We start from the raw sequence: 24,083 nt of genomic DNA, 5'->3' as shown, positions 1-24,083 counted from the left end.
CAGCGACAGCACCAAGTCATTTATTAGTGGAAATATTTATCAACACGTTGAAGTACTTCGTCAGCAGAAAGACCATCAGCGTCAATAACAGGTCCTGCCATGATAGGATCGCTAATTCCCATAATATCTCGGTCTTGCCCAGTGATTACACAGGCATCACATTTTTTTGCATCTTCTTCAGTACGAAGTTGAATAACTTCATAACCTTTTGCCTTTAAAGCGTCTTCAACGTTTGTTAATGATTGTTCCACACCAATTATTTTAGACATTACTCTTCCACCTCCTATATGTAATGTGTCATATAGGCTTGCTAATTATTCACTTAATTCATTTTTTTGTTATACATAATTTAAATGACGTGAAATTGAGTAAAATGCATTTTCAATTGTTGCGACATGATTTTAGCAATTATATATGTTGGAAGTTCTATTTATTTTTACTATAGAAGTAAAATGATTACACTATGCTTTTGGAAAAAAACCTTTGGAATTAAAAAGAAATCTCAACAATCATCCTAAATGATTGTTGAGACACCCCAATTCTTTTATTTATTGAGGAAGATATTCTTGGCCGTTAATTATTACTTTAGAAGCAGAGATTAGAATTTCTTTATTTGCTGTAAAATATGGCTTTAAAATATTGTGAAAGGCTACCCATTTCTCTTCAATTTTTGCTTGTTCGTCTTTTTTATCTAGCTTTAAGATTTCTTCATAAAGCTGTTTTAATTGCTTGTTATCCGCTTCGCTAACTTCAAAATCATAGTCACCCATGTATTCTTCAAATGTTTGAGGTTTTATGAACTGATCAATGATTTCATGGAATTCACTCCATAGTTTATCAGATAACTCCGCATTGTCATCTTTTTCTGCTTTTTGGGCATCCTTATAAATATTTTTTAGTTTTGCTAAAGTTTCAGCAGGGATATCTAACTCCATGCCTTCCATGTATTCTTCAAATGTTTGAGGTGGATAAAGTTCATCTAGATATGGTTGGATTATTTTGTAAAATTCATCCATCTTTTCGTTAGACTTTTCCTCTTGGCCATCTTTTTCAAGTTTTACCCATTCTTCATAAATAGCTTTAAGATCTTTTTTGTCCTTTTCTGCAATAACTATATTTTTTTCACTAAATCCGAAATCATTTAAATACTCTTCAAATATTTGAGGCTCCCAAATAGCTAAATAATATGGCTTAGTAATTTTACTCATGTCTGTATAAACAGTATTCATTTTTTCAAAAATCTTTTCTAACATTTCATCATTTTCACTCGCTTTTGAAGCTTCTTTTTCCAACTTCTTCAGTTCATTAAACAATTTTTCTAATTTTGTTAGATCTTCACTAGTTACCTCTTTAGGCAAGTTCTTTTTATAAACTTCGAATGTGAAGAAGTCTGAATAACTCTCTGCAACGCTGCCTTCAACTGTGATTTCCTGTCCTTCTACAAAGTTCATTTTTGCTAGTTGATCTTCAGAGAATTTATAGAAACTGATATAGTAGTTTTTACCGTCTCTACCTTTTATATCTATACCGTCTCCATAGAAGTTTTTAATCGTCCCTGTAATTTGTTGTTCGATTTGAACAGTAATACCATTTGTTGGTTCTACTGAAGTAGCTCCTGCTTGAAGTGGCGTTAGAACAGCCATTCCTATTGTTAGTGCTGAAGCAATCATCCAAGTCTTTTTAATCGGTTTTTTCATGATCATTTCTCCTTTAATTTACTCTGGAACTCAAAGTTACCAATATTTAGACGAATTACCAAGCGAAAAGGTTCATCGTTTTTTTGAAAAAGTTAAAAAGTTTCAAACGTTCCAAGTTAAGTGTTAAATAGTTGCATGAGAAAAGAATTCAGTAAAACAAGCCACAATTGACTTTGTAGAATTTAAGCTAACGCATATTATCACATGGTCTTGAAGTTGATAACTGTAGTGGCAGTGAAAAACGAAAAGGGTTGTAGGATAAAAATTTAAACGAAGGGGATGTAAACTAATGATTCAAGCGGTGATTTTTGATTTAGATGGAACATTGTTAGATCGTGACAGTTCTGTTCGCTTTTTTATTGAACAACAATATGAGCGATTAAAGCGGAATCTAACGCATATTTTAAAAGAGAACTTTGTCCAACGCTTTATTGAGCTAGATAATCATGGTTATGTATGGAAAGATAAAGTATATCAACAATTAGTCAAAGAATTATCGATTGGGTTATCTCCAAAAGCCATGTTAGAGGATTACCTGCAGGAATTTAAGCATTCTTGAATTCCATTTATTAACTTACATAGCTTGTTGCACAATTTGAAAAAGCAAGGCTTAAAACTTGGCATGATTACAAATGGTTATGGGCAATTTCAATTAGATAATATACGAGCTTTAGGAATTGAAGATGTTTTTGACGTGATTCTTATCTCTGAATGGGAGGGTATCAAAAAGCCGGATGCAGAAATATTTGATCGAGCGCTATCTAAGCTAAAAGTAACAGCTATTGAAAGTATTTACGTTGGGGATCTTCCTTTCAATGATGTGGAAGCTGCTAAAAAGTAGGGATGACGACTATTTGGAAACGAAATGATGCATGGCAAAGTGTTGAAGCGGATTTCATCATTGATAATTTGATAGAAAATTCAAGATATTTTAAAGGTATTGCACAGGACATGCTGATTTAGGAGATATTAAATGAGTGTATGTCTTTTATCACTTCTATGTATTCATTACAGCAAATAAAATTGCTATGTTCCAATAGGATCATAGCGATTTTTCATGTAGAAAATATTGCCTTTGAGTATAAATTAAAACCTTTTCTTACCATATTAAATATTATCTATACATTATTCACTATAGATAAATATAAAAAAGAACTTAATATCATTATTGAAAATATTACCATGGTTCTGTTAGACTAAAATAGATTATATTGGAAATTAATGAACTAAATGGTTTAATTTTTTGGGAAATTTTAAGAAAAGGACTTGTAATTTTATGTAATATATTGGTATAATTGGAAATATAAAGTCGGATTATGAGGTGCCTTATGAATGATAATAATCTACGTTTTCTAAAACGTTACGAAGATTTACAGATAGGAGATATTATAAAAAATGGTACTATTGACACCAGGAATAATGAGAAACTATATGATTACCTGGATGATTATCTCCTAGTTTGCTTTTTTAGTACATCTTGTAAAGGGTGTTTACCAGTTATTGAAGAACTTAAAGATTTTTTAAAGAAGCACCCATATACAAATTCGATAGTTTTATTTGATAGCTCTGTGGAAAATGTAGAATTTTTACAAAAATTCTATAATAATAATACGAGTGTCTACAAAATTTCTAAGAGAACAATGGAAAGAGAATTTAATGTCTATGGGGTACCGAGTATCTTTCTATTGAATAAATTAGGACAAGTTATTTATACAGAATTAGGTTATATGGATGATATGTTTGATCAGCTTGAAAAAACATTATTAAAAATAATACATAGATTGGAGTGTTAGATATTAAAAGTCTAAAGGAAATGTTCATGAACCATAGACATGAAGTTGAAGTTGTAGATGGTATGGAACCGTTAAGTGTTGGTAAGGAATTTCCGTTTTCTTTAGAAGGTCATACCTTCAATAATAAATTTGTTGTTTGTTCCGTATCTTTATACTGTAAAATTTGCATTGATTTATTACCGAAATTAGGGAATATCAGCCAGGGGTTTGCTTTGTTAACAGATGGAACTGAGTTAGATAATGAAGAAATTGTTAAAGAGTTTGAATATTCCTTCCCTGTTTTATCCATTGAATACGATTCATTTCATAATTTAATCTTAGAAACTCCTAGTTTGATGCTTGTTGAAGCGGGTGGAAAAATATTGGAAATAGTGTCAATTGAAACAATTGAAGAGGTAAATAGTTTTATTGAAGAAAGTAGGTAATTTTAGTTGCATTACTTTTCTTTAGTTATTAATTTGACGATATATTGTGTATTTATATCTTCTTTTTATATGAAAATTCAGTCAATATTTAGTACGAGTTGTGAGATCTATTCGTATAATATTTTAAAGAATAGATACCTCGTAAAACTATCTAGTTATATTTTGTTATTAACAGAATTAGTGATCTCTTTGTGCTTTGCTTTTAATTTATTTGGATTTAAAAAGAATATCTTCTGTGCTTTTTTATTAATATTTTTTTGCATAATACTTTTGAAAAAGAGAAAACAAGAGAAAAACGCAAAAAGTAGTTGTGGATGCTTTGGGGATATGGAGTTTATGAATAAATATCCTTTATTTAGAAATTTCGTTTTATTGGGTTTACTAATTATTCAATTTTTCTTACCTAATTATGATTTAACATTTAGATTGGAAATGGTTTTGTTTTTAATAATATTCATAATAATTATTTTCTATAATTTATTAATCCAAATTAAAAAGTTGAAGGTTAATTACATATGATTGCACTCTCTATTTTATTACTTATTTTAATTCTTTTGTTTGGTTTGTCATGTACTGTTTATATCAAAAAAAAAGCACATGCCAATGATTTAAAAGTTCTTAAGAATTTCTTCTCAAACTTAGATTTGAAACTTGATAAGACTTTAGAATACAAAATTTTATTAATTAATTATGATTCAATTGATTTTAAAAAATTGGATGAATTTCTCTGTACTACTGAAATGAAGTGTCATATTTTTTTAAATTCACCTACTTGGTTATTTAATACTAGAAAAGAAAAATGGTTAAATCATTATGTAGTTCATACCAAAAAGACAGATTTTTTGTATGACAATAATTATGAGCTTATTTTATATGACTCTGCAAAAGGTAAATTGATTAAACATTCTAATGCATTAGCAATATTACAATGTATTGAAGCTTTAGAAGATAAAAACTTTAATGTGAAAGGAAAAAAAGCATGGATATAAATTGTCAAATATTAATCGCCGAAAAAGTAGAATTTGATCCTATTGTTAAACAACATACGATTCATAATGTATTAAATAGAGTTTCTGTTCCTACTTTTCCAACGGTATTAATTACATATGTGTATTCTAAATTCATATTTTCAAAAGAAATTTTATTAGAAGATTGTTTATGTGAAATTAGAGTTTCGGATCCTTCAGGTGAAATTGTATATGAAGCTGTATTACCTGACCTAAGTAATTTTAGGTCACCTGAAATGTTACCAGGAATAGATGGAGCAGTTGAGATTAGATTTCCTGTTTATATCAGTGGAAACTATGAATATTCTATATATGCTAATAATAAACAACTATTCAAATATCCGTTATATATAGACGAACAATAAGTTCACTCTTTGTTACAGTTCTGCCTAGTACAAGTACAACTTGAATTGAAGCTGTTTATAAAGGCTGTTGTAAAAAAATGTTCAGAAAAATTTGCGCTAAATTTAAAGGAGGTGATAAATATGGCATGTCCAGGAGGATGGAATATAGAAAGAAATATAGGTGTTACTTTTTGCCAAGGTTCTTGCGGTGGATCTAAAAGATTAGAATGGCAAAAAAAGGAGTACACATATGCATCGGGATCAAAATGTACTGCAGATGAATATGTAGGTTGTTGCTAATACGCTAAGAAAGTCTGTTCTAAAATTTTAATTTAAAGGAGGTGATAAATATGGCATGTCCAGGAGGATGGAATGTAGAAAGAAATATAGGTGCTACTTTTTGCCAAGGTTCTTGCGGCGGATCTAAAAAATTAGAATGGCAGAAAAAGGAGTATACATATGCATCGGGATCAAAATGTACTGCAGATGAATATGTAGGTTGTTGCTAATATGCTCAGAAAGTCTGTTCTAAAAAATTTAATTTTAAGGAGGTGATTAATATGGCATGTCCAGGAGGATGGAATGTAGAAAGAAATATAGGTGCTACTTTTTGCCAAGGTTCTTGCGGTGGATCTAAAAAATTAGAATGGCAAAAAAAAGAGTACACATATGCATCGGGAGCAAAATGTACTGCAGATGAATATGTAGGTTGTTGCTAATATGCTCAGAAAAATTCTTCTCTAAATTCCTTGGAGAAGAATTTTTTACATATGGAAACATACCTAAAACAGTGTCTAGCGGAGGTTTTGATATGATTAAGAAAATCATCTATCATAGTAGGATAATAATTTCTGTAACCATAAATACAATATCAACTTCTCATAAAGTTTCTCCTTTCTATCTTATAATTACACTTTTTCTAACTTTGTTAAAAGGAATTTCCCCTTTAATTTTCATATATTTAACTGAAAAAACAGTTAGTTCACTTATTAATGACCTAAACGATTCGGTTATTTCTGCAACACCCTTTTTTTTCATTTTTATGCAGTTTTTATATTTAGTAGTAATGGAAGGCATAAATTATATAGATAAGATAATAAATTTTCGATTATACCAAAAAATGGAATATTATTTTAATAATGAAACCTTTTCGATTTGCACTAATATTCCACTAATTTACTATGATGATCTCGATTACTATAATTCATTAGAAAAAGCTACTACAGGAATAGGTAAAGGGTCAAGTGTATATTTACAAGAGGTACGTTCATTTGTACAATCAAGCATTACATTTATTGGATTTGTTATAAGCCTTTATGTAATCCATTGGTCTATCGCTCTTTTCTTATTTTTTATAGTCATCCTTTTAATAGGAATCAATATATATACATCAAAATCAGATTATGAACAGTTCATAAGTCAAATATTAAAAACTAGGAAAATAGATTACTTCGAATCATTATTTAAATCTAAAGAGGTTGCAAAGGAATTACGCATTTTTAAACATAGTCCATATTTACTTACAAAATGGAAGGGATTATTTTGGCAAGTTAGTGATGAACAATATAGCTTGGAGAAAAAAAATAGTAGGAAGCTATTTACGGTTAGTTTGCTGCATTTCTTTCTGAATTTAGTTTTTTTGAGCTTAATAGGGTTTTATGTTTTAACAAAAAAAATTACTATAGGTAAATTTGTTGCCTTATCTCAAGTTCTTTCAAATTCAATAAATATTAGCTATCAGCTTGCGTCAGCATTGGGTAAAATTTTTAGAGATTCTCTTACTCTTAATGATTATTACGTATTTAAAGACACTGTGCCATCGGAGAGATCAAACTTGGAATACAATAGTGGAATGAGAAATTTTGAAAGTATACGAGTGGATAATATTTCTTTTTCCTATCCAAATCATGAACACCTTGTCTTGAAAAACATCTCATTCGAAATATCTGCTGGAAAGAAGGTAGCTATTGTAGGTAGAAATGGTTCAGGGAAAAGCACATTAGTCAAATGCTTAACGGGCTTATATTCAACCGTAGATGGTGAAGTTTTATTAAATGAAGAACCTCTCACTAAAGAAATAAGAGAGAAATTTTTTAGTGCTGTTTTTCAGGATTTTCTGAAATATGAAATGTCGATACATGAAAATATCGCTTTAACTAATGACCTAAATGATGAAATCGAGAATAAACTAATAAAAGTTATTAAAAGAACTGGAACCTCTGATTTATTACATAAGTATGATTTAGAAATAAGTGATAATGTCGGCGCCACTTTGCATGGAAGAGAACTCTCTGGAGGAGAATGGCAAAAAATAGCACTAAGTAGGGCGTTGTTTAAAGATAGTCCGATTATTATACTGGATGAACCAACTGCAGCTTTAGATCCTGTTAGTGAAGCAAAGATTATTGAAGAATTTTTAGATATCTCAATAGGGAAAACTTCAATTTTCGTTACACATCGTTTGGGAAGTTGTATAAATGCGGATGTAATTCTCGTAATGAAAGATGGAGAACTCGTCGAGCAAGGGACACATGATGAATTGATATTATTAAATGGGGAATATACAGAACTATTTAATATGCAAGCTAAATGGTATAAACAAAAAGAATTTGAATACAACTAATAACTCTATCAATTGACATTGGAGCATATCGAACAAAAATAATGGCTGTTTTCTTGAAGATTGTTGCTATCTAACTAACTAGGTTTAGTGCTAAGAGAAAAATAGGTTTGTGTTTGGTACGAGACTTTCCAATTATAGAAGGAGCCGACTTATGAAGTTAATGAAAATAGCATATACAGGACTATTTGTAAGTGTTTAAATTAACAGGATATACAAAGGAAGGACCTAAAATTGAAGAAGTAAAGCCGGAAGAAACTTAGTCAACAACGCGAAGCTGTGGAAGGATATTTCAACTCCTGAAGCTTCAACAATGTCGAACCAACGTTGGAAGCTTAGGTTCCTATCACGCTGAAGATATCGTCAAAACAACTGATGTGAAAGAATATTATCCGAAGGCAGATCGGCTCACTACTGAATTGAAAGATTTTCGGGTTCAGAGCCTACTTTATTTAATAGGACACTCCATTTCATTAGCATAATGGAACATAGAAAACAGCTGAAGCATATGTTCAGCTGTTTTTTGAATATAAAAGTTAAATCCTCCGGACGGAATTATCCCGAAGGAAAAATTGATTAAATCAAATCAAATACAATTTCCTATATTTATTCATTTATTAGTTTGATAAGTTTTAACTTTAGGTGGAACATAGGCTGCACATTTATCTAATAGTCCCACAACGTCCTCATCTATAAGTAGGGCATTTCGATATTGGGCTTGTAAAAATTGTTCGTTTTGCATATGATCAAATAACCCAATGAGTAAATCGTAATAATGATTGATATTTAAAAGACCACAAGGCTTTTGCAGGAGACCGATTTGATTCCAAGTGAATACTTCAAAAAATTCTTCTAACGTACCAGGTCCTCCAGGTAAAGCAATAAAGCCATCAGCTAGTTCCATCATTTTGCTTTTACGTTCATGCATAGAATTGACGACAATTAGTTCTGTTAAATTCTTATGAGAAATTTCACGTTCCTCTAACAACGTCGGAATAACGCCAATCACCTTACCACCTTCACGAAGAACCGTGTCTGCAACTGTTCCCATCACACCAACACTCGCACCGCCATAAACTAAGGTAATATTACGTTTTGCTAATTCTTTTCCTAGAAGAATAGCTCCTTCTTTATATGCTTCAGAAGCTCCGATGCTTGATCCGCAAAATACTGCAATACTATCCATTATTGTTCCTCCATATCTGATAAGTTCTTTCCGTATTAACGGATAGTGAACTTTAAGCAGGGATGAAAAAACCCCCTGATTCATGTTTCACTTTTATAGTATAATTTAATTTCGAAAGGAAAGAAATGGAGGAAATAGAAATGGAATTAAATGAGTTTCAAAAATGGGTGAAGGATTATTATGATACACGTGGTTGGTCTGATTTAAGTATTTTTACGCGTATTGGCTTCCTAGCTGAAGAAACTGGGGAAGTAGCAAGAGCCATACGTGCGTTAGAGATTGGTAGAGATCGACCTGATGAAAAGATTCAAACATATGAAGAAAATAAGCAGGAATTAGTAGAGGAGCTTGGTGATGTTTTAGGGAATATTATTGTTATCGCTAATAAATATGATATTTCATTGGAAGAAATTTTTTCAGCTCACCAAGAAAAGCTAATGGAGCGTTATAAAGCATAGAGTACATATGGAAAGGGGATTCCTATGGATTATCAAGTTGAGATTTTATTAAAAAATCATGATGACTTTACTACGTTTTTAAATGCAAAGATTAGAGAGTACAACAATGAACATTCACCGTATCATAAAGAAAGTAGACAAAAGGGTTCTGTTCGTCCGTTAAACTTAATCGTAACGGATCATCAACAGCAATGGATTGGCGGTATCACTGCTGAGGTATATTGGGGTTGGGTAGAAATCAATAAGTTTTGGTTTAGTAAAGAATACCGAGGAAAAGGCATTGGTGGAAAGTTACTAGCGAAAGCTGAAGAAACAGCCAAGCAAATGGGTGCTACGAAAGCATTGTTAACTACATATGACTTTCAAGCACGTACGTTTTATGAGGCTAGGGGTTATCAAGTTGTGGGTGAAATAAAAGATTATCCTCCTGGTAGTAGCTACTTTACAATGGTAAAACATCTAGTTTAAATTAAGTGAGGCTGTCACAATATTTCGTTACGACAGCCTTTACCATTTATTAATTTATATCTCCTAAATAGATGGGAGTTACTTGACCGCTACAATATTGCTGGAGATACTTTTTTAATTCTTTTGGATAAAGTCGAAAGCTAGATAAGTCTTTAATCGTCACCCATTCTAATCCAATTTGATGACTATCAGGATTTGTTGGCTGAAAGTTCGTTTTTTCCCCTTGAATTAACTGACAAGCAAAATAAAACTCTACTTGATGAACATTAAAGTCAAAAGATGCATACTCATGGTTTTTCCCTACATATTCACGAATAAAAAGTAGCTCTCCGATTTCAACTGAACAGCCAATCTCCTCTATGCATTCCCTTAGTAAAGTGGCGTGAAAAGTCTCTCCATGTTCCTGTCCGCCACCAGGACAAAGATAAAAGTTGCCTTCTACATCTTGATTTTTTGTTAGTAAAATTTTGTCATTCTCTATAATTAATGCTTTAACAGAATTTCTTATTTGCATGTAAATCCTCCTAAATTCGATTTTTATTGTAAAAATATATAGCTCAAAGATGACTAAAAAAACGCCCGAATGTCAACCTTATAATAAAGGGGAGATTTAGTGTGTACTCGATATCAAACTTTAAATTACTTGTTGATAACCAGGCAGAAATTGATACTATACATCAAAATTGTGATCAATTAATCCAGACAACTGTAACGCCATTAATGGATACGGAAGTCAATACATTGTTAGATGCCATTAATAAAAAACTAACCGAACAAGGCTTTACGATTACAGTGACATCTACTGGGTTAATCGCAAAATATAGTGAAGCAGTTATTAATGTTGACAAGCATTCGAAAGATTTGGAGGAGTGTTTTTTCATTAATTTAAATAATTTTGCGGAAGATCAAGTTTCCATTGTTTTAGACATTTCTGATACAATGATGCCGAAAATTTCCAATAATCTCGATGGATACTCTGAGATTATCGAGCAAATGACAGATACATTAAAGTACGCAAAAAGTCTCGAAAAAGCTTGTACTTCACCAAAGTTTATTTATAAAACTCAAAGCAATATCATTTTTCATTCGGCTGAAGAGGTAGTCAATTATTATTTTCAGTAAAGAAGCAGCCACCCTCGTAGATATATAGGGTGGCCGATAAAGGAAGTGCTATTGATTATATATATTCCCGCTACAATATTTTACACAATAAACTTTCTTCCGAATAATAACAGTATCATCGATAGGATGAAGAAATATAGTGGCATAATCATCAATGAACCATTATGCAAGAAACTCATACCTGATGTTATAACGCTTACTAGTAAGTAATAGCCTAAGCTGAAAATTGCGCCAGCCGTCCCGATAACGTCCTGAAAGTTAACAAGCGCGAGGCTTAAGCAGTTAGGTAGAGCAATCCCTGATCCTAATAACGTTATAAAAATGGTTACTAAAATGCTTATTAGTAAGACGATATTAGGCAATGGTAATGTACTAACGATTAATAGTAATAAAGCACCGAAAGTCATCACAAGACAACCGAGATGGATTACTTTTTCTGGCTGATATTTGTTAATAAGTCTTTTGGAAATCATGGCACCAATAATAGAGGCAAGAGCCACAATTATGCCAAGAAATCCATAAAGACCTGGTGATAAATTGAAATGGTCAATAAAGATAAAGGGAGCTTCAGCATAGTAACTGAATAACACACCATTTATCCCACCAATCAGCAGTCCAAAGGCAAGTACTCGTGGGGATGAAATAATACGTCTTACAACTGGGAAAATAGCAATTCTTTTTCTCGTTGATTTATCTGTTGTTTCAGGAAGTCTGAAATAAGCGTAGATAAACAACAAAATACTCATTGCAACGAGCACAAAGAAAACAGCTCTAAAGCCAAGTGCTTGATCAACCCAGCCACCAATCAGTGGCCCTACTGCAGGCGTAAAGGCAATCACTGCAGAAATTTGGGCAAACATCGCATGCCTTTTACTGCCAGACACGCTTTCTCGCAAAATGGTTTGCGTAATTATCGAGCCTGTCGCCGCCCCAAAAGCTTGAATGAATCTACTAACTAATAGAAAAGTGATAGTTTCCGCGTAAAAACACATGAAACTTCCAATACTATAAAAAATTAAACCGCCTAGCATAGCCGGTCTTCGTCCAATAAAGTCAGATAACCATCCCCAACAAAAGACTCCAATTGCAAACCCTATAAAATAAATACTTAAGGTTAACTGAACAGCGCTATTGGAAACATTCAAAGCGTCTGAAAGATCAGGTAGAGATGGTGTATAGATTGTCTCGCTAATCTGTGGAAAAGCTACAAGAACAATCATTAATAGTAAAGATGGTGCTACATGTTTTTTCAACTTATTGCCCTCCTACAAGCAAAATCTACTTCTTTAGAAAAGAGTAGACGTAGCTAGGGAAACGGCGGGACCATTATAAGTATTCGTTCATAAGATGTCATTTCAATCACCTAAATATGCTTAAAGTAGGAGTGCATAGTCTAGCTTCTATTATACATATATCTGCTATTTTTAAAAGGTATATATAGAAATATTTTCAACTGCTATCATACTTTGGGTTATGTTTAAAAATCAGAAAAAATGATTTTGAAAATCATTTAGCAAATGGTATGGTATTTACATAATCATGGAATATATGAATTAAATTAATATAATGAATGTGTTGATTAGCTAAAATTAAATTATAGTAGAAGGGAAATGAAGAAATGAAAGATTTTTTCAAAAAAATAGTAAATAAAAGTTTTATTATTGAGCTAGATGAAGCATTGATTTATCCATCCGTACAAAGTATTTGTGTGGCTATAGAAAAATATGCAACCGAGTCTAAAGAGCAACTAAAATTTGAAAGTAAAATAAAGCCAATTACTTTTTATTTAGACAATACACTTTATCGTGTTGAAATACGAATGGCACGTGGAGGGTATTATATATCTTGTATTGAGATATAAGTAACATGTAAAAACATACTTACTTTAGTAGTACACATTTATGCTATGGTTTGTACTACTATTTTTTGTGCGCTTTAAAATACCCCACACTAACAGAAGGGCAGCTTTTAGCTATGGGCAATAAAATAACTGTAATTGTACAATAAAGTCAGGACTAATCAACCAACCTCGTCCCAAAAAGTATAGAAAACGGAAAAATGAATAAGTCTCAAAACATGCTGTTACCCTATGATTTTTATCTTTCTCCCATTACTTTCAAATACAATTAAAGGATTTTAATGGAAGTTTGGAGAATAGATGATAGTAAAGGGGGAGAATCAATGTTTCCTAATTTAGAGACAGAAAGACTTATTTTAAGAGAGCTGACGCAGAATGATGCGGAAAGTGTCTTTAATTGCTTTTCTAATGAAGATGTCACTCGCTATTATGGACAAGAGCCATTTAAAGAGATACAGCAAGCAGAAAATTTAGTGAAATTATTTTCAAAGAACTTTGCCGAAAAAAGAGGAATAAGATGGGGAATTGAAAGAAGGGAAACAAAGGGGATAATCGGGACAATTGGTTTTAATGCTTGGTCGCCTGTTCATAGACGAGCAGAAATCGGTTATGAAATTCATCCTGATAATTGGAGAAAAGGATATACTCAAGAAGCGGTTACCGAAATTGTGTCCTATGGCTTTGAGCATATGGGGTTAACTCGTATTGGAGCTGTTGTATATTTAGAAAATGAAGCCTCAAATAAGCTGCTTTCTAAAGTAGGTTTTCAAAAGGAAGGGATTCTTCGAGATTATATGTATCAAAATGGCCAGGCACACGATACATTTGTTTATTCCGTATTAAAAAAAGATAAGGAATACACCTTCTAGAGAATAAATCCCATTAACCTACGAAAATATTTTTCTGGCATCTTTATATACCTTTTATTGGTTAATAAATGGTAACTAAGGCGTGGTTTTGAGCTTACTTTTTTCGGTTATAGTGCTAGTAGAGGCTAGTATTTATATTAGTAGTGAAAAAGTAACAATAAGGAGCTTACGGAGAATGGAAATACAATATAGCGCAGCTTATTTAGAAAAGTTAGATTTACTTGAAATTTTATATGCAGGGCAGGAAGCGTTAAAAGAAGTGGTACCTACGCACAATGTCAGTAAAAGTCAGTTGGAGCGCTTTGAACAAATAGAAGCGGCCATTGCTAAGCTTAATAAAGAAATTCGAATTCTTGAACTAAATATTATCCAGTCCGTAGATTCAAAATAAATAAAATTAAAAGACTCATGCAAAAAATAATTGCATGAGTTTTTTGTTTGGCTTCAATCGATCTTAAATTTTCCCTCTTCCAAATCAGAACTTATTCCTTTTGGTGAATCTTCTACTTTATAGAAATTACGTTTTACTACAGATAGAAGTAATACTAAAATACTTACAACAGCCATCCAGCATAATGTTACAGCAGCATTGCCCCAAAGTTCTCCGTCATAGAAAAGAATCTCCTTTAATCCTTCAAACATAAAGCGGAACGGTAGCCATGGATAGATCCAGTCAGCATAAAAACTAGGCAACATTTCTGGTGCGATTTGTAGAAGCGGTAAACCAAAGAACATTAAAAGAACGAAGATTGGTAGACTCGCAAATTGAATCCATGTAGTGATAGCTAGTATTAATAATATAAATGTTGCGCAAGTTAGTGATAAAAATAGGGCAACATGGTTAAAATCTGCAAATTCATAATCCAGCATCCAAGTAGTGTACCAAGTTAATAAATATCCTCCAAATAAACCAATGACCATGGCAATCAAAGCCTGGAATCCTCGGAATTTAAGTTGCTCCATTACAGAATTAAACTTGCGTTTTCTTCCAGTAAACCATAAAAGAATAGCACTGATTAAACTACTCATCCAAATAGGCTGGAAGAATGAAAGTGGTGCATTGCTTAATTTACCGGTTTCATGTACATTGACTATTTCACTTTGTATAGGCTTTGAATAAGTAAGTGCTTGATTAGCATTTAACGGGATATTATTTTTTTCAGTAACCGCAAATAATTGGGCACTGACATTGTCATTCATTTTTTCGACCATTGTAGATAAAGCTTGTGTAACTATATTTGCAACGTTTGCATTTTTCCCTTGGTTTATATAAATTTTAAGCATTGCTGATGTTGGTGTGGGCGTTTGAAATGAAGCATACTTTTCAGAAAAATCTTTAGGGATATAAATAGCTCCGTACAATTCTTGATTCGCTAATTTTTCTTTCATTTCCTGTTCATTTTTTATTACTACCCATTTAAAGGGCGATTCTTTTGTTGCTTGAGAATTTTTCTGAATCATCTCGACAAAAGTTTGCCCCATATTGCCTTCATCCTCAAGAACAAGACCAATAGGAAGATCTTTAGGTGATGAATGGGCTCCAGGGATTTGTGTTGCTACAAAAATGAAGGATAATAAGAGTACAGCAACAAACGCTATACCGAAAAACTTATTTTCTTTCATGAAAATTCTCCTTTCAGATAATGTACATCGTGTTGATTATTTCTATGTTTGATTATATACTCTAAAAAAATTACTTCCTATAATCAAATGTAGGCAAAGTGTTCAATACTCAACATAAAAATAAATGTGTTCATTAAAAGGGAGGAATGACTCCGTGTCAAAAACAGATCGACGAATTATACGAACGAAAAATGAAATTAAACAAGCATTTTTCTCTTTGCTTTCTGAAAAGAATTTTGAAGCCATCACGGTTCGAGATATTACGGATCGTGCCAATATTAACCGCGGTACTTTTTATTTACATTACGTAGATAAATACAATTTATTAGAACAGTACGAGAACGAAATTTTTGAAAAATTCAACGTCATTTTAGATGAAACTACAAATTTAGAGTTGGATGTCAATCAGTTTTTAGATGAACGATTACCTGTAATGATCAGAATTTTACATGTATTTTATGAAGAAGCTGATTTTTTAAAATTAATTTTAGGTCCAAATGGTGATCCTTTTTTTCATGAAAAAATGAGACAGTTTTTTGTGAGATATTTCAATACTTTTCTAGTTAATCGTATAGATAAAAGCAAATGGAGGTTTCCAATCGAATTAATATTAGCGTATAACTCAAATGCAATTTTAGGAGTTATAACGTACTGGCTACAACATGATACGCAACAATTACCAGAGGAAATCGCCACTATGTTGATGGAAACAATGCTAAAAGGAACCTTTGAAGCTAGTGGATTACGTTCAATTTTTGAAAAAGATAGTGAGTAGTAGGAGATAAGGAAGCACTTGAATATAGGTAACATTTAAATCATTGAAAATCCAACGATATTTTCAGCATTCCTGTTAATTTGCGATAACAAAAACTTATGAAAATCAATAATTAACATTGATTTTACTTATGTGTTGAATGATTGTAAAATAATGTTAGTAAGAAAATCCATAAAGATTGGTATAAAAAACAGAAAAGAGTGATGAAGATGGGCATTGATTTTCACAATAAGGACAATCAAACTACTTATACAACTCGACAGGCTGACCACTCGTGGATGGAAGCAATGAAAGAACTTGTCCCTTTCATGAATACTTCGAAGGCTTCAGATATTGGTTGTGGCGGAGGCATTTACTCGAAAGCATTAGCAGATATGGGTGTACCTTCTGTAATAGGTGTGGATTTCTCACAGACTATGCTCGTTGGTGCTAAAGAAAACTGTAAAGACTATCATAATATTACTTTCAAGCAAGGAAATGCATTGGCTACACGCTTGGACAATGACAGCTTCCAGTTAGTACTGGAACGAGCTTTAATTCATCATATTCAAGATTTAAAGGCTTGTTTTCAAGAGGCATACAGAATTTTGGAGGATAAAGGAGTTTATATTATCCAAGACCGTACACCTGAAGATTGTTTATTAAAAGGTGATGACCAACATATTAGAGGCTATTTCTTTGAGTGTTTCCCAAAATTAAAGGAACAAGAAATTAAACGCAGACATAGTAGTGAGTTAGTGATGGAGACACTAAAGTCAATTGGGTTTAGCGAGATTGAAGAAGTGAAATTATGGGAAATAAGAAATGTGTATGAACATAAAGCGCAATTGTTAAAAGATTTACGGGATAGAACAGGCAGAAGTATTTTGCACGAGTTAGACGATGAAGAATTAAATGAATTAGTGAAATATATTGATAAGTCTATTTCAACTGAGGGTTCTGTAGTTGAAAAGGACAGATGGACCATTTGGAAAGCGGTGAAATAATCAATATTTTATCAAGTGCTGAGTGTATATCCGCCGATTCAATAAAATGAAGCTCTCGTTCGCAGTTAGAACGAGAGCTTTTAACTATTTATTCGCTCCTACTAAAGCTAGAAGGTATTTATCTCGATCTGCTTCCTCTTGCATTTTATTATCGACGAGCATTGCACCGTACCTCACATTTGTCTTATCACGATCAACTAAAAATTGAACATTCACTTTTGTGGTTTTATTATTGATAGGACAGTCTCCTTTAAATTCAACAACGTCCTGTCCTTTTTGAGTTTCGAAATACACCCAGTACGGATTTTTACAAGCATTGGCAAAACCTGTTTCTAAAGATTTACTACTATTTTCGAATGAATAGTTTTTTACATATGTAATATATTCATTATCTGTAATGTCCTTTTGTGGACCGTAAAAGTACCAGAATACCCCTAATATTCCGATAGGCACTATCCACAGTATGTTCCTTTTGCTTAATTTCCCCATATTTGAAGCCCCCCTTTATTAAAATATTTTATCATCTTTATACCGTTTTTTGCTAGCTTACTATAATATTTTCTAGTTTGCGGTTCAATATTGTAGAAAACGATTTTGGGAGAGAGATAGATTTTTACTGTTTCCCCTTTAGTTTGTTGATGAACGGGTATTTTTTTGTAAATAAAAGAAACTATGAGGCTTATGATGACGTCATGTATGAAAGGGTAAGCAAGTACTCAACTGGTATTAGCGCATGTTTGAAAAACAATAATTTTATGAGAAATTAAAAGCAAGGAGATTTAAAAATGAATTATGAAATATTTCAATGGATAAATGATATAGCTGGTCGCTATCCTTTACTAGATAAAGGGATGATTTTCATCACTGATAGCGTTCCATATGTCGTAATCGTATTTATGTTATTTTTATGGTTTACTGCAAACAAAGGAAAAAGAACTGAAAAACAATATACTGCAATATACATTGTCTTTACATGTTTACTTGGATTGGGTCTAAACGCACTCATTCACGTATTCTCCTATCATCCACGACCATTCATTACATATGATGTTCATCAGTTAGTACCACATGCTGATGATTCTTCGTTTGTAAGTGATCATTCAGTATTAGTATTCTCCCTAGCATGGACGTTACTTTTACGAAAAGACTCGTGGAAGTATCCTGTATTAGTATGGGCCATCTTAGTAGGTATTTCGCGTATCTTCGTCGGAGTACATTATCCAGCCGACGTAATTGGTGGAGCCCTTCTGTCATTAGGGGCAAGTTTTGTCATTATCAAGTTCTCCAAAATATTGGAGCCGGTCGTTCAAGCCCTATTCACTATCTATAACAAACTAACGAAACGTATCCCTTTTTTAGCCAAATTCGGCCAGTAAGATTTAAGTCAGGAAAATTAATAATGTAAAAATGGAGAGTCGCATTTTAATGCGGCTCTTTATTTTGTTAACAATAAGTATAACTCTTTGCTATCTGCATTTACTACATTGGACAAGCAGGATGTTCCCACACATCAAAAATATCCCGTCTGTGGTGCAGAATTTATAAAGAAATATTATCAGATATTTTCATGAGAACGTGTTATTGACTATTTCCATAAAATACCGTATGAGATTTATTATGGTTTAGTTACAACAGCTACCTGTAAAGACTTAGTTTATTAAAGGATTGACAGTAAACTTGGACGTGTTGCCAATCCAATAGCTGCATAATAGAAGAAGACTAGCCAAGCTAATTTAGCCTAGCTAGTCTTTTTTTTCTATGTTTTAAGATTGGTAGTGAATTATAAAAATTTAATAAAAACTGTAGATGGTAGAGTTAAGGTGTTTTGTTCAACTAGCAGGTGGTTATTTGAAGAAGGTTCATTTAATTGATCAAAATTTTAAAGGAATGTTCATTCAAAAAGAAAAGAATCCATTTTGATTAATCTCTTTATTAAAATGGATTTTTTATTTACTAAAAATGATTTTGTAAAAAATAGAAAAAAATACATTCGATGGCTTGATAATTTGTATTAAATGGTTTATATTGATATCAAATGATACATTTATCTATCAAAAATAATTACTTTATACAAATAAGGGAGAGATTAACAATGGAAAAAGGCTTGTCAGCGTTGAAGGAAGCGAGATTTAATTCAATTCTTGATGCGGCTACTATATTGCTTGTTGAAAATCCTACTGCTTCGATGAATGAAATTGCGGAATATGCCGGTATTGGCATTGCTACACTCCATCGCTACGTCGAAAGCAGAGAGAAATTGATGCTGTTCTTGGGCCATCGGGCTATACAACTGGTAAGTGATACCGTAAACCAGATTCCACTGGATGAGGAAAGAAGCGAAAACTATATCCCGGAACTCATTGAAGCGTTAATCCCTTTAGGTGACAAAATCTATTTTCTAGGTCATGATGCATCTGTATTTAACAACAAAGAATTAGGTGAAGCCGAAGAGAAGCTAAGGGAACCCATACGACGCGTTATTGAGCTGTTACAACAAAGAGGTTACTTTCAGCAAACGGTTAGCAGCGAATGGATTTTGAATACGCTTTATGCCCTGCTTTTCCATACCTGGGAACAGGTACATGAAGGAAATGTGGCTAAAAAATCTGCTGCAGCGCTTGTTTTAAATACGTTTTATTATGGTTTCAAAGCTAAGGATGATAATTTACATCAATAATTTAGAAAGAGAAAGGGAGTGTTAGGAAATGAATCAAATCTCTATTGTAAAGGCTGTTCATCAATCCATGGTCGGCGCCCAGCTAAATGTAATGGCATTGGAATACATGGCGTTTCCACTTGCAGGATCTGAGGAGAAGAACACAGTCGAAGAGACATTTTGTACGCTATGGCGGCAGGGGAACAACCGTTTTAGTCATCAATACTCTTATGAAGCTCAAATGGACGGGAAAACTTTAGGGATGATTACTTGCTATCCCATACCCGTTTTAAATCGTCTTGCCTGGCCCACTTTTAAACAGCTGCTTTCATTCCGAAAGCTTGGTCATGTTGTTTATAACATTCTGAATATCAAAATGTTTTATTCCATGATTACTATGAAGGAGGGAGAAGATGATGAGTTTCACATCGGAACAATCGCCTTATTGCCCGAAAGTCGGGGACTGGGGATAGGTACCAGACTTCTTGAGTTTGCCGAGGAACAGGCTTCCCTGCAAGGATTTTCCAAATGCTCTCTGACGGTAAAGAAAGAGAACCAACTTGCCATTAAATTGTATCAGAGGATAGGCTACCAGATTACAGGTGAAATCAATAAACCAAAGTTATCGTTGTACAAAATGGTCAAAAATGTAGAACCTTGCAACCGTTTATAAAAAAAGTTGTACCTTATTACTTCTTATATTAAAGATTAAGTGAGTTTTAATCAAAAACAATGCAATCACTCCATATGGTTTTTATCTTTATAAAACAGCGCAATATCCAAGTATCAGCAGTGTACCAGAGACTCTTTACTATGAAAGGTACAATGATGATTATTGGTTTAAAGGTAATCTAAAATTAAAGAGTGTTATAGTCAGGCGTAGACGCATAAAAGAAACTGGGAAGAAATGAGTGAGATTTATAATAACAATTACCTAACTAATTTAGTTAGGTAAACCGAAATTCTTTTCCATCATACTCTTAACGCAAATAAGCAAATGATTTCCATGGTTTAATTCGAGATTTAGTGTTCATGTTTAGGAAAAACATTAAAGGAACTTCTATAGTTACAATTTAGAAGATAATATTTCAAATTGTAAGGGAACAGTTATTCATTTAAATAAAGTAAATGTTTATCTTTAAGGTAATAATAAACAATTAGACAAAAGCGAGGTAAATAATATGACTTTTGAAGAAAAATTACAAGCATATGCAGAACTTTTGGTAAAAGTCGGTGTCAATATTCAACCAGGGCAATACTTATTAGTCAATACATCTGTGGATGCATTGGATTTCGCTCGTAGAGTTGTGAAAGAGGCTTATAAGGCTGGGGCAGGACGTGTTCATGTTAACTTATCAGATGATGAGATGGATCGTGCTTACTTTGAGCATGCCTCAGATGAAGAATTTAATCGTTTCCCAGAATGGATAGTCAAAATGAATGATGAGCTGATTGAACGTAAAGGAGCACTATTAATGATAGATGCTGCAGACCCTGATAAATTTACAGGTATTTCAGCAGATCGTCTAGCTACCTATCAAAAGGTAGCAGGAGCTGCTCTGAGAAACAATCGCAACGCAGTAATGAAGGATTTAATAGCTTGGTCGATGGTAGCCGTTCCTTCATCCAAGTGGGCATCGAAGGTGTTCCCGAACTTAGCAGCTGAGGATCAAGTACCAGCATTATGGGAGGCTATTTTTAAAGCTGTTCGTATCGGTGAAAGCAATGCTGTTGAAAAATGGCGTGAACATGTAACAAATTTAGAATCTCGTGCGGTCCTACTAAACAATAAAAAATATGCGAAGCTTCACTATACAGCGCCAGGTACTGATTTAACAATTGCATTAGCACCACAGCATAAATGGATTACGGGAGGTGGCATAACGCCAGATGATACGATCTTTATGGCTAATATGCCGACAGAAGAGGTTTATACGTTACCGATGAAACAAGGTGTAAATGGCTATGTAAGCAATACAAAACCATTAGTTTATCAAGGGAATATTATCGATGGCTTTAAACTGACATTTGAAGAAGGAAAAATTGTTAAAGCTGAAGCACAGTCAGGACATGATTTATTACAGGAGCTAATTAATGTGGATGAAGGCTCTTGCTATTTAGGTGAGGTAGCACTTGTACCACATGAATCACCAATTTCAGCATCGGGGATTTTATATTTTAATACATTGTTTGATGAAAATGCATCGAACCATTTAGCAATTGGTAAAGCTTATCCAACTTGCTTAGAAAGTGGAAGAGATTTAGAAAACGATCAGCTTGAAGCGTTAGGTGCAAATATTTCAGTAACACATGAGGACTTTATGATTGGCAGCGGTGAGATGGACATCGATGGTATTTTACCAGATGGAACTGTAGAGCCAATTTTCCGTAAAGGTAGCTGGGCATTTTAAGCTTTTGATAGGAAGAAAGGAGTGGGCCAATGAATTTCTGGGAAGTTGTTTTGTTAGTTGTAAATTTTAGTCTATTGAGTTGGATACTGTTAGTAGGCAGGGGAACGAAAAAGTGGTCCAAATTAGCATCTTTGGTTGCTATTGGAATGGTTATAATGCAGCTATTGGCAGAAGGTTTTAGATGGCAGATGATTCCAGCTTATTTATCCCCAGTTATCTTGATTATATGCTATTTATCAGCTGAGCGGAAAAAGGGGTTCAGAAACAGGAGTATATTCATAGTTAAGTCTTTGTTATTGTTCATCTATATTTCTGTAGCAGTTACGTTACCCTTACTAATGCCAGTATTTTCATTTGAAGAACCAACTGGCCCACATATGGTCGGTACGAAACTATATCATTGGGTCGATTATCAGAGAAGTGAACCATATTCGAAAAATCCAACCGACCGACGTGAACTGATGGTGCAAATTTGGTATCCTGCAGCTGATGAAAAAAGTAATGGGAATCGAGAACCTTATATTGGGAACATGACAGAGCTTGCTAAGGGACTGGAAAATGCATTGTCCATTCCTGCATTTGCATTCAGCCACCTGGGCTTGGTAAAATCGCATTCGTTTAAGGATGTAAAACTATCAGACTCAGAGAATCATTATCCCATATTAGTATTCTCCCATGGTTTAAGTGGTTTTCGTAATCAAAACACGTTTGAAGTTGAGGAGTTGGCTAGTCAAGGATATATTGTTCTAGGTATCGATCATACATTTGATGCTGCAGCTACCGTCTTCCCAGATGGTCGAACTGCTTACGCGCAGTCCCTCAATTTAACTGATTTTGACGAACGCGATCGCCACATCAAATTATGGAAAGAAGATGTCACTTTTGTACTTGACCAGTTAGAGAAGCTTAATCAAAACGATGAGACTGGCTTCTTTACAGGAAAGATTGATATCTCGCGTATTGGAATGTTTGGGCACTCTTACGGCGGGGCTACCGCAGCACAAATACTTGCAGAAGACTCTCGTGTCAAAGCAGCTATTGATATGGATGGTACATTATATGGGGAAGTATTACCTGAAAGTGGGATTGGAAAACCATTTCTGCTCATGAGTGCAGACATTAATGAAGATTCTGATGAAGATTCCTATAAAGACAAGGTTCGCAATGAACGTGGGTTAGCTGGCGGTGGTATGTCAATGGTCATTCCCAATACGGACCATACAAGCTTCACTGATTTTCATTTGTTTTCCCCTCTGTTGCGGAGCCCAGGTGAAGATCCAAAGGAAGTTCATCGCATTATCAACGAATTCAGCCTGGCATTTTTTGACCAGTATGTAAAACAGAAGGACGACGGCTCCACCCTAAAAGGGCTGACGACCAAATACCCGGAAGTGAATTTTAAAATAAACCGATAACTAGAGACTAACTTCATTAAAAAATATTCTGAAATTAAATGAAGTACAATCGGAATTCAACTATTGGTGATAAAGAGGAAACACCAGAATTTTTTCCTAAAATGAAGCAAATATATGAAACAGGTAAAATCAATTTGAGCTTTCCAATGATTCACAATACGGAGCTGTGCTTGCCATCCATGCGCCGATAATGGAGCAAGAAAACAGTTGAGAATCATTAATAGCTTATTGAAGTGACAAGATGATCAAATGGTCATTACTGTGTTTGACTTTGATTTATCTCTGTAAATATATATGTACATATTTATAATTTTAACCCTTTCGTTGATAAGAAAGGGTTTTTATATATATGTTCATTTACGCGTAAAAG

Annotated in this window: 29 protein-coding genes and 1 pseudogene; 23 read left to right on the top strand and 7 right to left on the bottom strand. The window is 33.4% G+C overall.

Annotated elements, in window-relative coordinates; all coding sequences use genetic code 11:
* Window positions 1–23: 23 nt before the first annotated feature.
* Together ACFVT8_RS09310 and ACFVT8_RS09305 are read right to left on the bottom strand one after the other, a co-directional pair.
* Entirely contained in the window at window positions 24–269 is a 246-nt protein-coding gene (locus tag ACFVT8_RS09310; RefSeq protein WP_132358618.1) for a YkuS family protein, read from the bottom strand.
* Between the two features lie 279 nt (window positions 270–548).
* A complete protein-coding gene (locus ACFVT8_RS09305) occupies window positions 549–1,697 on the bottom strand; it encodes a hypothetical protein (protein ID WP_387083320.1) in 1,149 nt (382 codons plus the stop codon).
* Window positions 1,698–1,986: 289 nt separating this feature from the next.
* On the opposite strand from ACFVT8_RS09305, the pseudogene ACFVT8_RS09300 reads away from it, so the two are divergent.
* From ACFVT8_RS09300 to ACFVT8_RS09255, 10 genes and pseudogenes are all read left to right on the top strand, one after another.
* Window positions 1,987–2,660: pseudogene (locus tag ACFVT8_RS09300) on the top strand (HAD family hydrolase).
* A 365-nt stretch (window positions 2,661–3,025) separates the two neighbouring features.
* Window positions 3,026–3,490: a TlpA family protein disulfide reductase gene (locus ACFVT8_RS09295; protein ID WP_387083319.1), complete on the top strand. Its 465-nt coding sequence runs from the start codon at window positions 3,026–3,028 to the stop codon at window positions 3,488–3,490.
* Window positions 3,491–3,516: 26 nt separating this feature from the next.
* On the top strand, window positions 3,517–3,915 hold the full coding sequence (locus ACFVT8_RS09290) for a hypothetical protein (protein WP_387083318.1): 399 nt from the start codon (window positions 3,517–3,519) through the stop codon (window positions 3,913–3,915).
* Between the two features lie 6 nt (window positions 3,916–3,921).
* The gene (locus ACFVT8_RS09285) at window positions 3,922–4,434 is read left to right on the top strand and encodes a MauE/DoxX family redox-associated membrane protein (protein WP_387083317.1); all 513 of its coding nucleotides are present in this window, start codon (window positions 3,922–3,924) and stop codon (window positions 4,432–4,434) included.
* Complete coding sequence (locus tag ACFVT8_RS09280) at window positions 4,431–4,904, top strand: hypothetical protein (protein ID WP_387083316.1); 474 nt, start codon at window positions 4,431–4,433, stop codon at window positions 4,902–4,904. The genes ACFVT8_RS09285 and ACFVT8_RS09280 overlap by 4 nt, the downstream gene beginning before the upstream one ends.
* Window positions 4,895–5,287, top strand: a complete 393-nt coding sequence (locus tag ACFVT8_RS09275; protein ID WP_387083315.1) for a hypothetical protein — start codon at window positions 4,895–4,897, stop codon at window positions 5,285–5,287. Before ACFVT8_RS09280 ends, ACFVT8_RS09275 begins: the two co-directional genes overlap by 10 nt.
* A 120-nt stretch (window positions 5,288–5,407) precedes the next feature.
* A complete protein-coding gene (locus ACFVT8_RS09270; RefSeq protein WP_387083314.1) occupies window positions 5,408–5,566 on the top strand; it encodes a hypothetical protein in 159 nt (52 codons plus the stop codon).
* Between the two features lie 50 nt (window positions 5,567–5,616).
* Window positions 5,617–5,775: a hypothetical protein gene (locus ACFVT8_RS09265; RefSeq protein ID WP_387083313.1), complete on the top strand. Its 159-nt coding sequence runs from the start codon at window positions 5,617–5,619 to the stop codon at window positions 5,773–5,775.
* Between the two features lie 51 nt (window positions 5,776–5,826).
* On the top strand, window positions 5,827–5,985 hold the full coding sequence (locus tag ACFVT8_RS09260) for a hypothetical protein (protein ID WP_387083312.1): 159 nt from the start codon (window positions 5,827–5,829) through the stop codon (window positions 5,983–5,985).
* A 92-nt stretch (window positions 5,986–6,077) separates the two neighbouring features.
* Complete coding sequence (locus tag ACFVT8_RS09255; protein WP_387083311.1) at window positions 6,078–7,889, top strand: ABC transporter ATP-binding protein; 1,812 nt, start codon at window positions 6,078–6,080, stop codon at window positions 7,887–7,889.
* Between the two features lie 607 nt (window positions 7,890–8,496).
* On the opposite strand, the gene ACFVT8_RS09250 is transcribed toward ACFVT8_RS09255, so the two are convergent.
* The gene (locus ACFVT8_RS09250) at window positions 8,497–9,072 is read right to left on the bottom strand and encodes an LOG family protein (RefSeq protein ID WP_387083310.1); all 576 of its coding nucleotides are present in this window, start codon (window positions 9,070–9,072) and stop codon (window positions 8,497–8,499) included.
* A gap of 140 nt (window positions 9,073–9,212) precedes the next feature.
* Here ACFVT8_RS09250 and ACFVT8_RS09245 point away from each other — a divergent pair, with 140 nt between their 5' ends.
* The gene (locus ACFVT8_RS09245; protein ID WP_049667163.1) at window positions 9,213–9,530 is read left to right on the top strand and encodes a MazG nucleotide pyrophosphohydrolase domain-containing protein; all 318 of its coding nucleotides are present in this window, start codon (window positions 9,213–9,215) and stop codon (window positions 9,528–9,530) included.
* A 24-nt stretch (window positions 9,531–9,554) separates the two neighbouring features.
* Window positions 9,555–9,998, top strand: a complete 444-nt coding sequence (locus ACFVT8_RS09240; RefSeq protein ID WP_387083309.1) for a GNAT family N-acetyltransferase — start codon at window positions 9,555–9,557, stop codon at window positions 9,996–9,998.
* Between the two features lie 49 nt (window positions 9,999–10,047).
* Here the strand turns inward: ACFVT8_RS09240 and ACFVT8_RS09235 are convergent, their stop codons facing one another.
* Window positions 10,048–10,512 carry an NUDIX domain-containing protein gene (locus tag ACFVT8_RS09235; RefSeq protein ID WP_387083308.1) on the bottom strand — a complete coding sequence of 155 codons (465 nt, stop codon included), beginning with the start codon at window positions 10,510–10,512 and terminating at the stop codon, window positions 10,048–10,050.
* 101 nt (window positions 10,513–10,613) lie between these two features.
* On the opposite strand from ACFVT8_RS09235, the gene ACFVT8_RS09230 reads away from it, so the two are divergent.
* Window positions 10,614–11,120, top strand: coding sequence for a hypothetical protein (locus tag ACFVT8_RS09230; RefSeq protein WP_387083307.1), 507 nt, complete (start codon window positions 10,614–10,616; stop codon window positions 11,118–11,120).
* Window positions 11,121–11,200: 80 nt separating this feature from the next.
* Here ACFVT8_RS09230 and ACFVT8_RS09225 read toward each other — a convergent pair whose 3' ends face one another.
* Window positions 11,201–12,373, bottom strand: a complete 1,173-nt coding sequence (locus tag ACFVT8_RS09225) for a multidrug effflux MFS transporter (protein ID WP_387083306.1) — start codon at window positions 12,371–12,373, stop codon at window positions 11,201–11,203.
* A gap of 365 nt (window positions 12,374–12,738) precedes the next feature.
* On the opposite strand from ACFVT8_RS09225, the gene ACFVT8_RS09220 reads away from it, so the two are divergent.
* From ACFVT8_RS09220 to ACFVT8_RS09210, 3 genes are all read left to right on the top strand, one after another.
* Complete coding sequence (locus ACFVT8_RS09220) at window positions 12,739–12,981, top strand: DUF4318 domain-containing protein (RefSeq protein ID WP_387083305.1); 243 nt, start codon at window positions 12,739–12,741, stop codon at window positions 12,979–12,981.
* 320 nt (window positions 12,982–13,301) lie between these two features.
* The gene (locus tag ACFVT8_RS09215) at window positions 13,302–13,847 is read left to right on the top strand and encodes a GNAT family N-acetyltransferase (RefSeq protein ID WP_387083304.1); all 546 of its coding nucleotides are present in this window, start codon (window positions 13,302–13,304) and stop codon (window positions 13,845–13,847) included.
* A gap of 175 nt (window positions 13,848–14,022) precedes the next feature.
* Window positions 14,023–14,238, top strand: coding sequence for a hypothetical protein (locus tag ACFVT8_RS09210; RefSeq protein WP_387083303.1), 216 nt, complete (start codon window positions 14,023–14,025; stop codon window positions 14,236–14,238).
* A gap of 53 nt (window positions 14,239–14,291) precedes the next feature.
* On the opposite strand, the gene ACFVT8_RS09205 is transcribed toward ACFVT8_RS09210, so the two are convergent.
* Complete coding sequence (locus tag ACFVT8_RS09205; protein ID WP_387083302.1) at window positions 14,292–15,470, bottom strand: YhgE/Pip domain-containing protein; 1,179 nt, start codon at window positions 15,468–15,470, stop codon at window positions 14,292–14,294.
* Window positions 15,471–15,624: 154 nt separating this feature from the next.
* Here ACFVT8_RS09205 and ACFVT8_RS09200 point away from each other — a divergent pair, with 154 nt between their 5' ends.
* Window positions 15,625–16,245, top strand: coding sequence for a TetR/AcrR family transcriptional regulator (locus tag ACFVT8_RS09200; protein WP_387083301.1), 621 nt, complete (start codon window positions 15,625–15,627; stop codon window positions 16,243–16,245).
* Between the two features lie 209 nt (window positions 16,246–16,454).
* A complete protein-coding gene (locus ACFVT8_RS09195) occupies window positions 16,455–17,231 on the top strand; it encodes a class I SAM-dependent methyltransferase (protein WP_387083300.1) in 777 nt (258 codons plus the stop codon).
* A gap of 84 nt (window positions 17,232–17,315) precedes the next feature.
* Here ACFVT8_RS09195 and ACFVT8_RS09190 read toward each other — a convergent pair whose 3' ends face one another.
* A complete protein-coding gene (locus tag ACFVT8_RS09190) occupies window positions 17,316–17,720 on the bottom strand; it encodes a glucosamine 6-phosphate synthetase (protein ID WP_387083299.1) in 405 nt (134 codons plus the stop codon).
* A gap of 296 nt (window positions 17,721–18,016) precedes the next feature.
* Between ACFVT8_RS09190 and ACFVT8_RS09185 the strand changes: the two genes are divergently transcribed.
* The 5 genes from ACFVT8_RS09185 to ACFVT8_RS09165 all read left to right on the top strand — a co-directional run bounded on the left by ACFVT8_RS09185 (window position 18,017) and on the right by ACFVT8_RS09165 (window position 23,713).
* Entirely contained in the window at window positions 18,017–18,607 is a 591-nt protein-coding gene (locus ACFVT8_RS09185; protein ID WP_387083298.1) for an undecaprenyl-diphosphatase, read from the top strand.
* A gap of 716 nt (window positions 18,608–19,323) precedes the next feature.
* Window positions 19,324–19,908: a TetR/AcrR family transcriptional regulator gene (locus ACFVT8_RS09180; RefSeq protein WP_387083297.1), complete on the top strand. Its 585-nt coding sequence runs from the start codon at window positions 19,324–19,326 to the stop codon at window positions 19,906–19,908.
* A gap of 28 nt (window positions 19,909–19,936) precedes the next feature.
* The gene (locus ACFVT8_RS09175) at window positions 19,937–20,560 is read left to right on the top strand and encodes a GNAT family N-acetyltransferase (protein WP_387083296.1); all 624 of its coding nucleotides are present in this window, start codon (window positions 19,937–19,939) and stop codon (window positions 20,558–20,560) included.
* Window positions 20,561–21,068: 508 nt separating this feature from the next.
* Window positions 21,069–22,298, top strand: coding sequence for an aminopeptidase (locus ACFVT8_RS09170; protein WP_387083295.1), 1,230 nt, complete (start codon window positions 21,069–21,071; stop codon window positions 22,296–22,298).
* 29 nt (window positions 22,299–22,327) lie between these two features.
* Window positions 22,328–23,713 (top strand): alpha/beta hydrolase family protein, encoded by a 1,386-nt coding sequence (locus tag ACFVT8_RS09165; RefSeq protein ID WP_387083294.1) that lies wholly within the window; start codon window positions 22,328–22,330, stop codon window positions 23,711–23,713.
* The last annotated feature ends 370 nt before the right edge of the window (window positions 23,714–24,083 follow it).

The sequence above is a fragment of the Lysinibacillus sp. NPDC058147 genome (assembly GCF_042884205.1).
In the GTDB taxonomy this organism is placed as follows: domain Bacteria; phylum Bacillota; class Bacilli; order Bacillales_A; family Planococcaceae; genus Lysinibacillus.
This window is presented reverse-complemented; position numbering and strand designations above follow the sequence as displayed.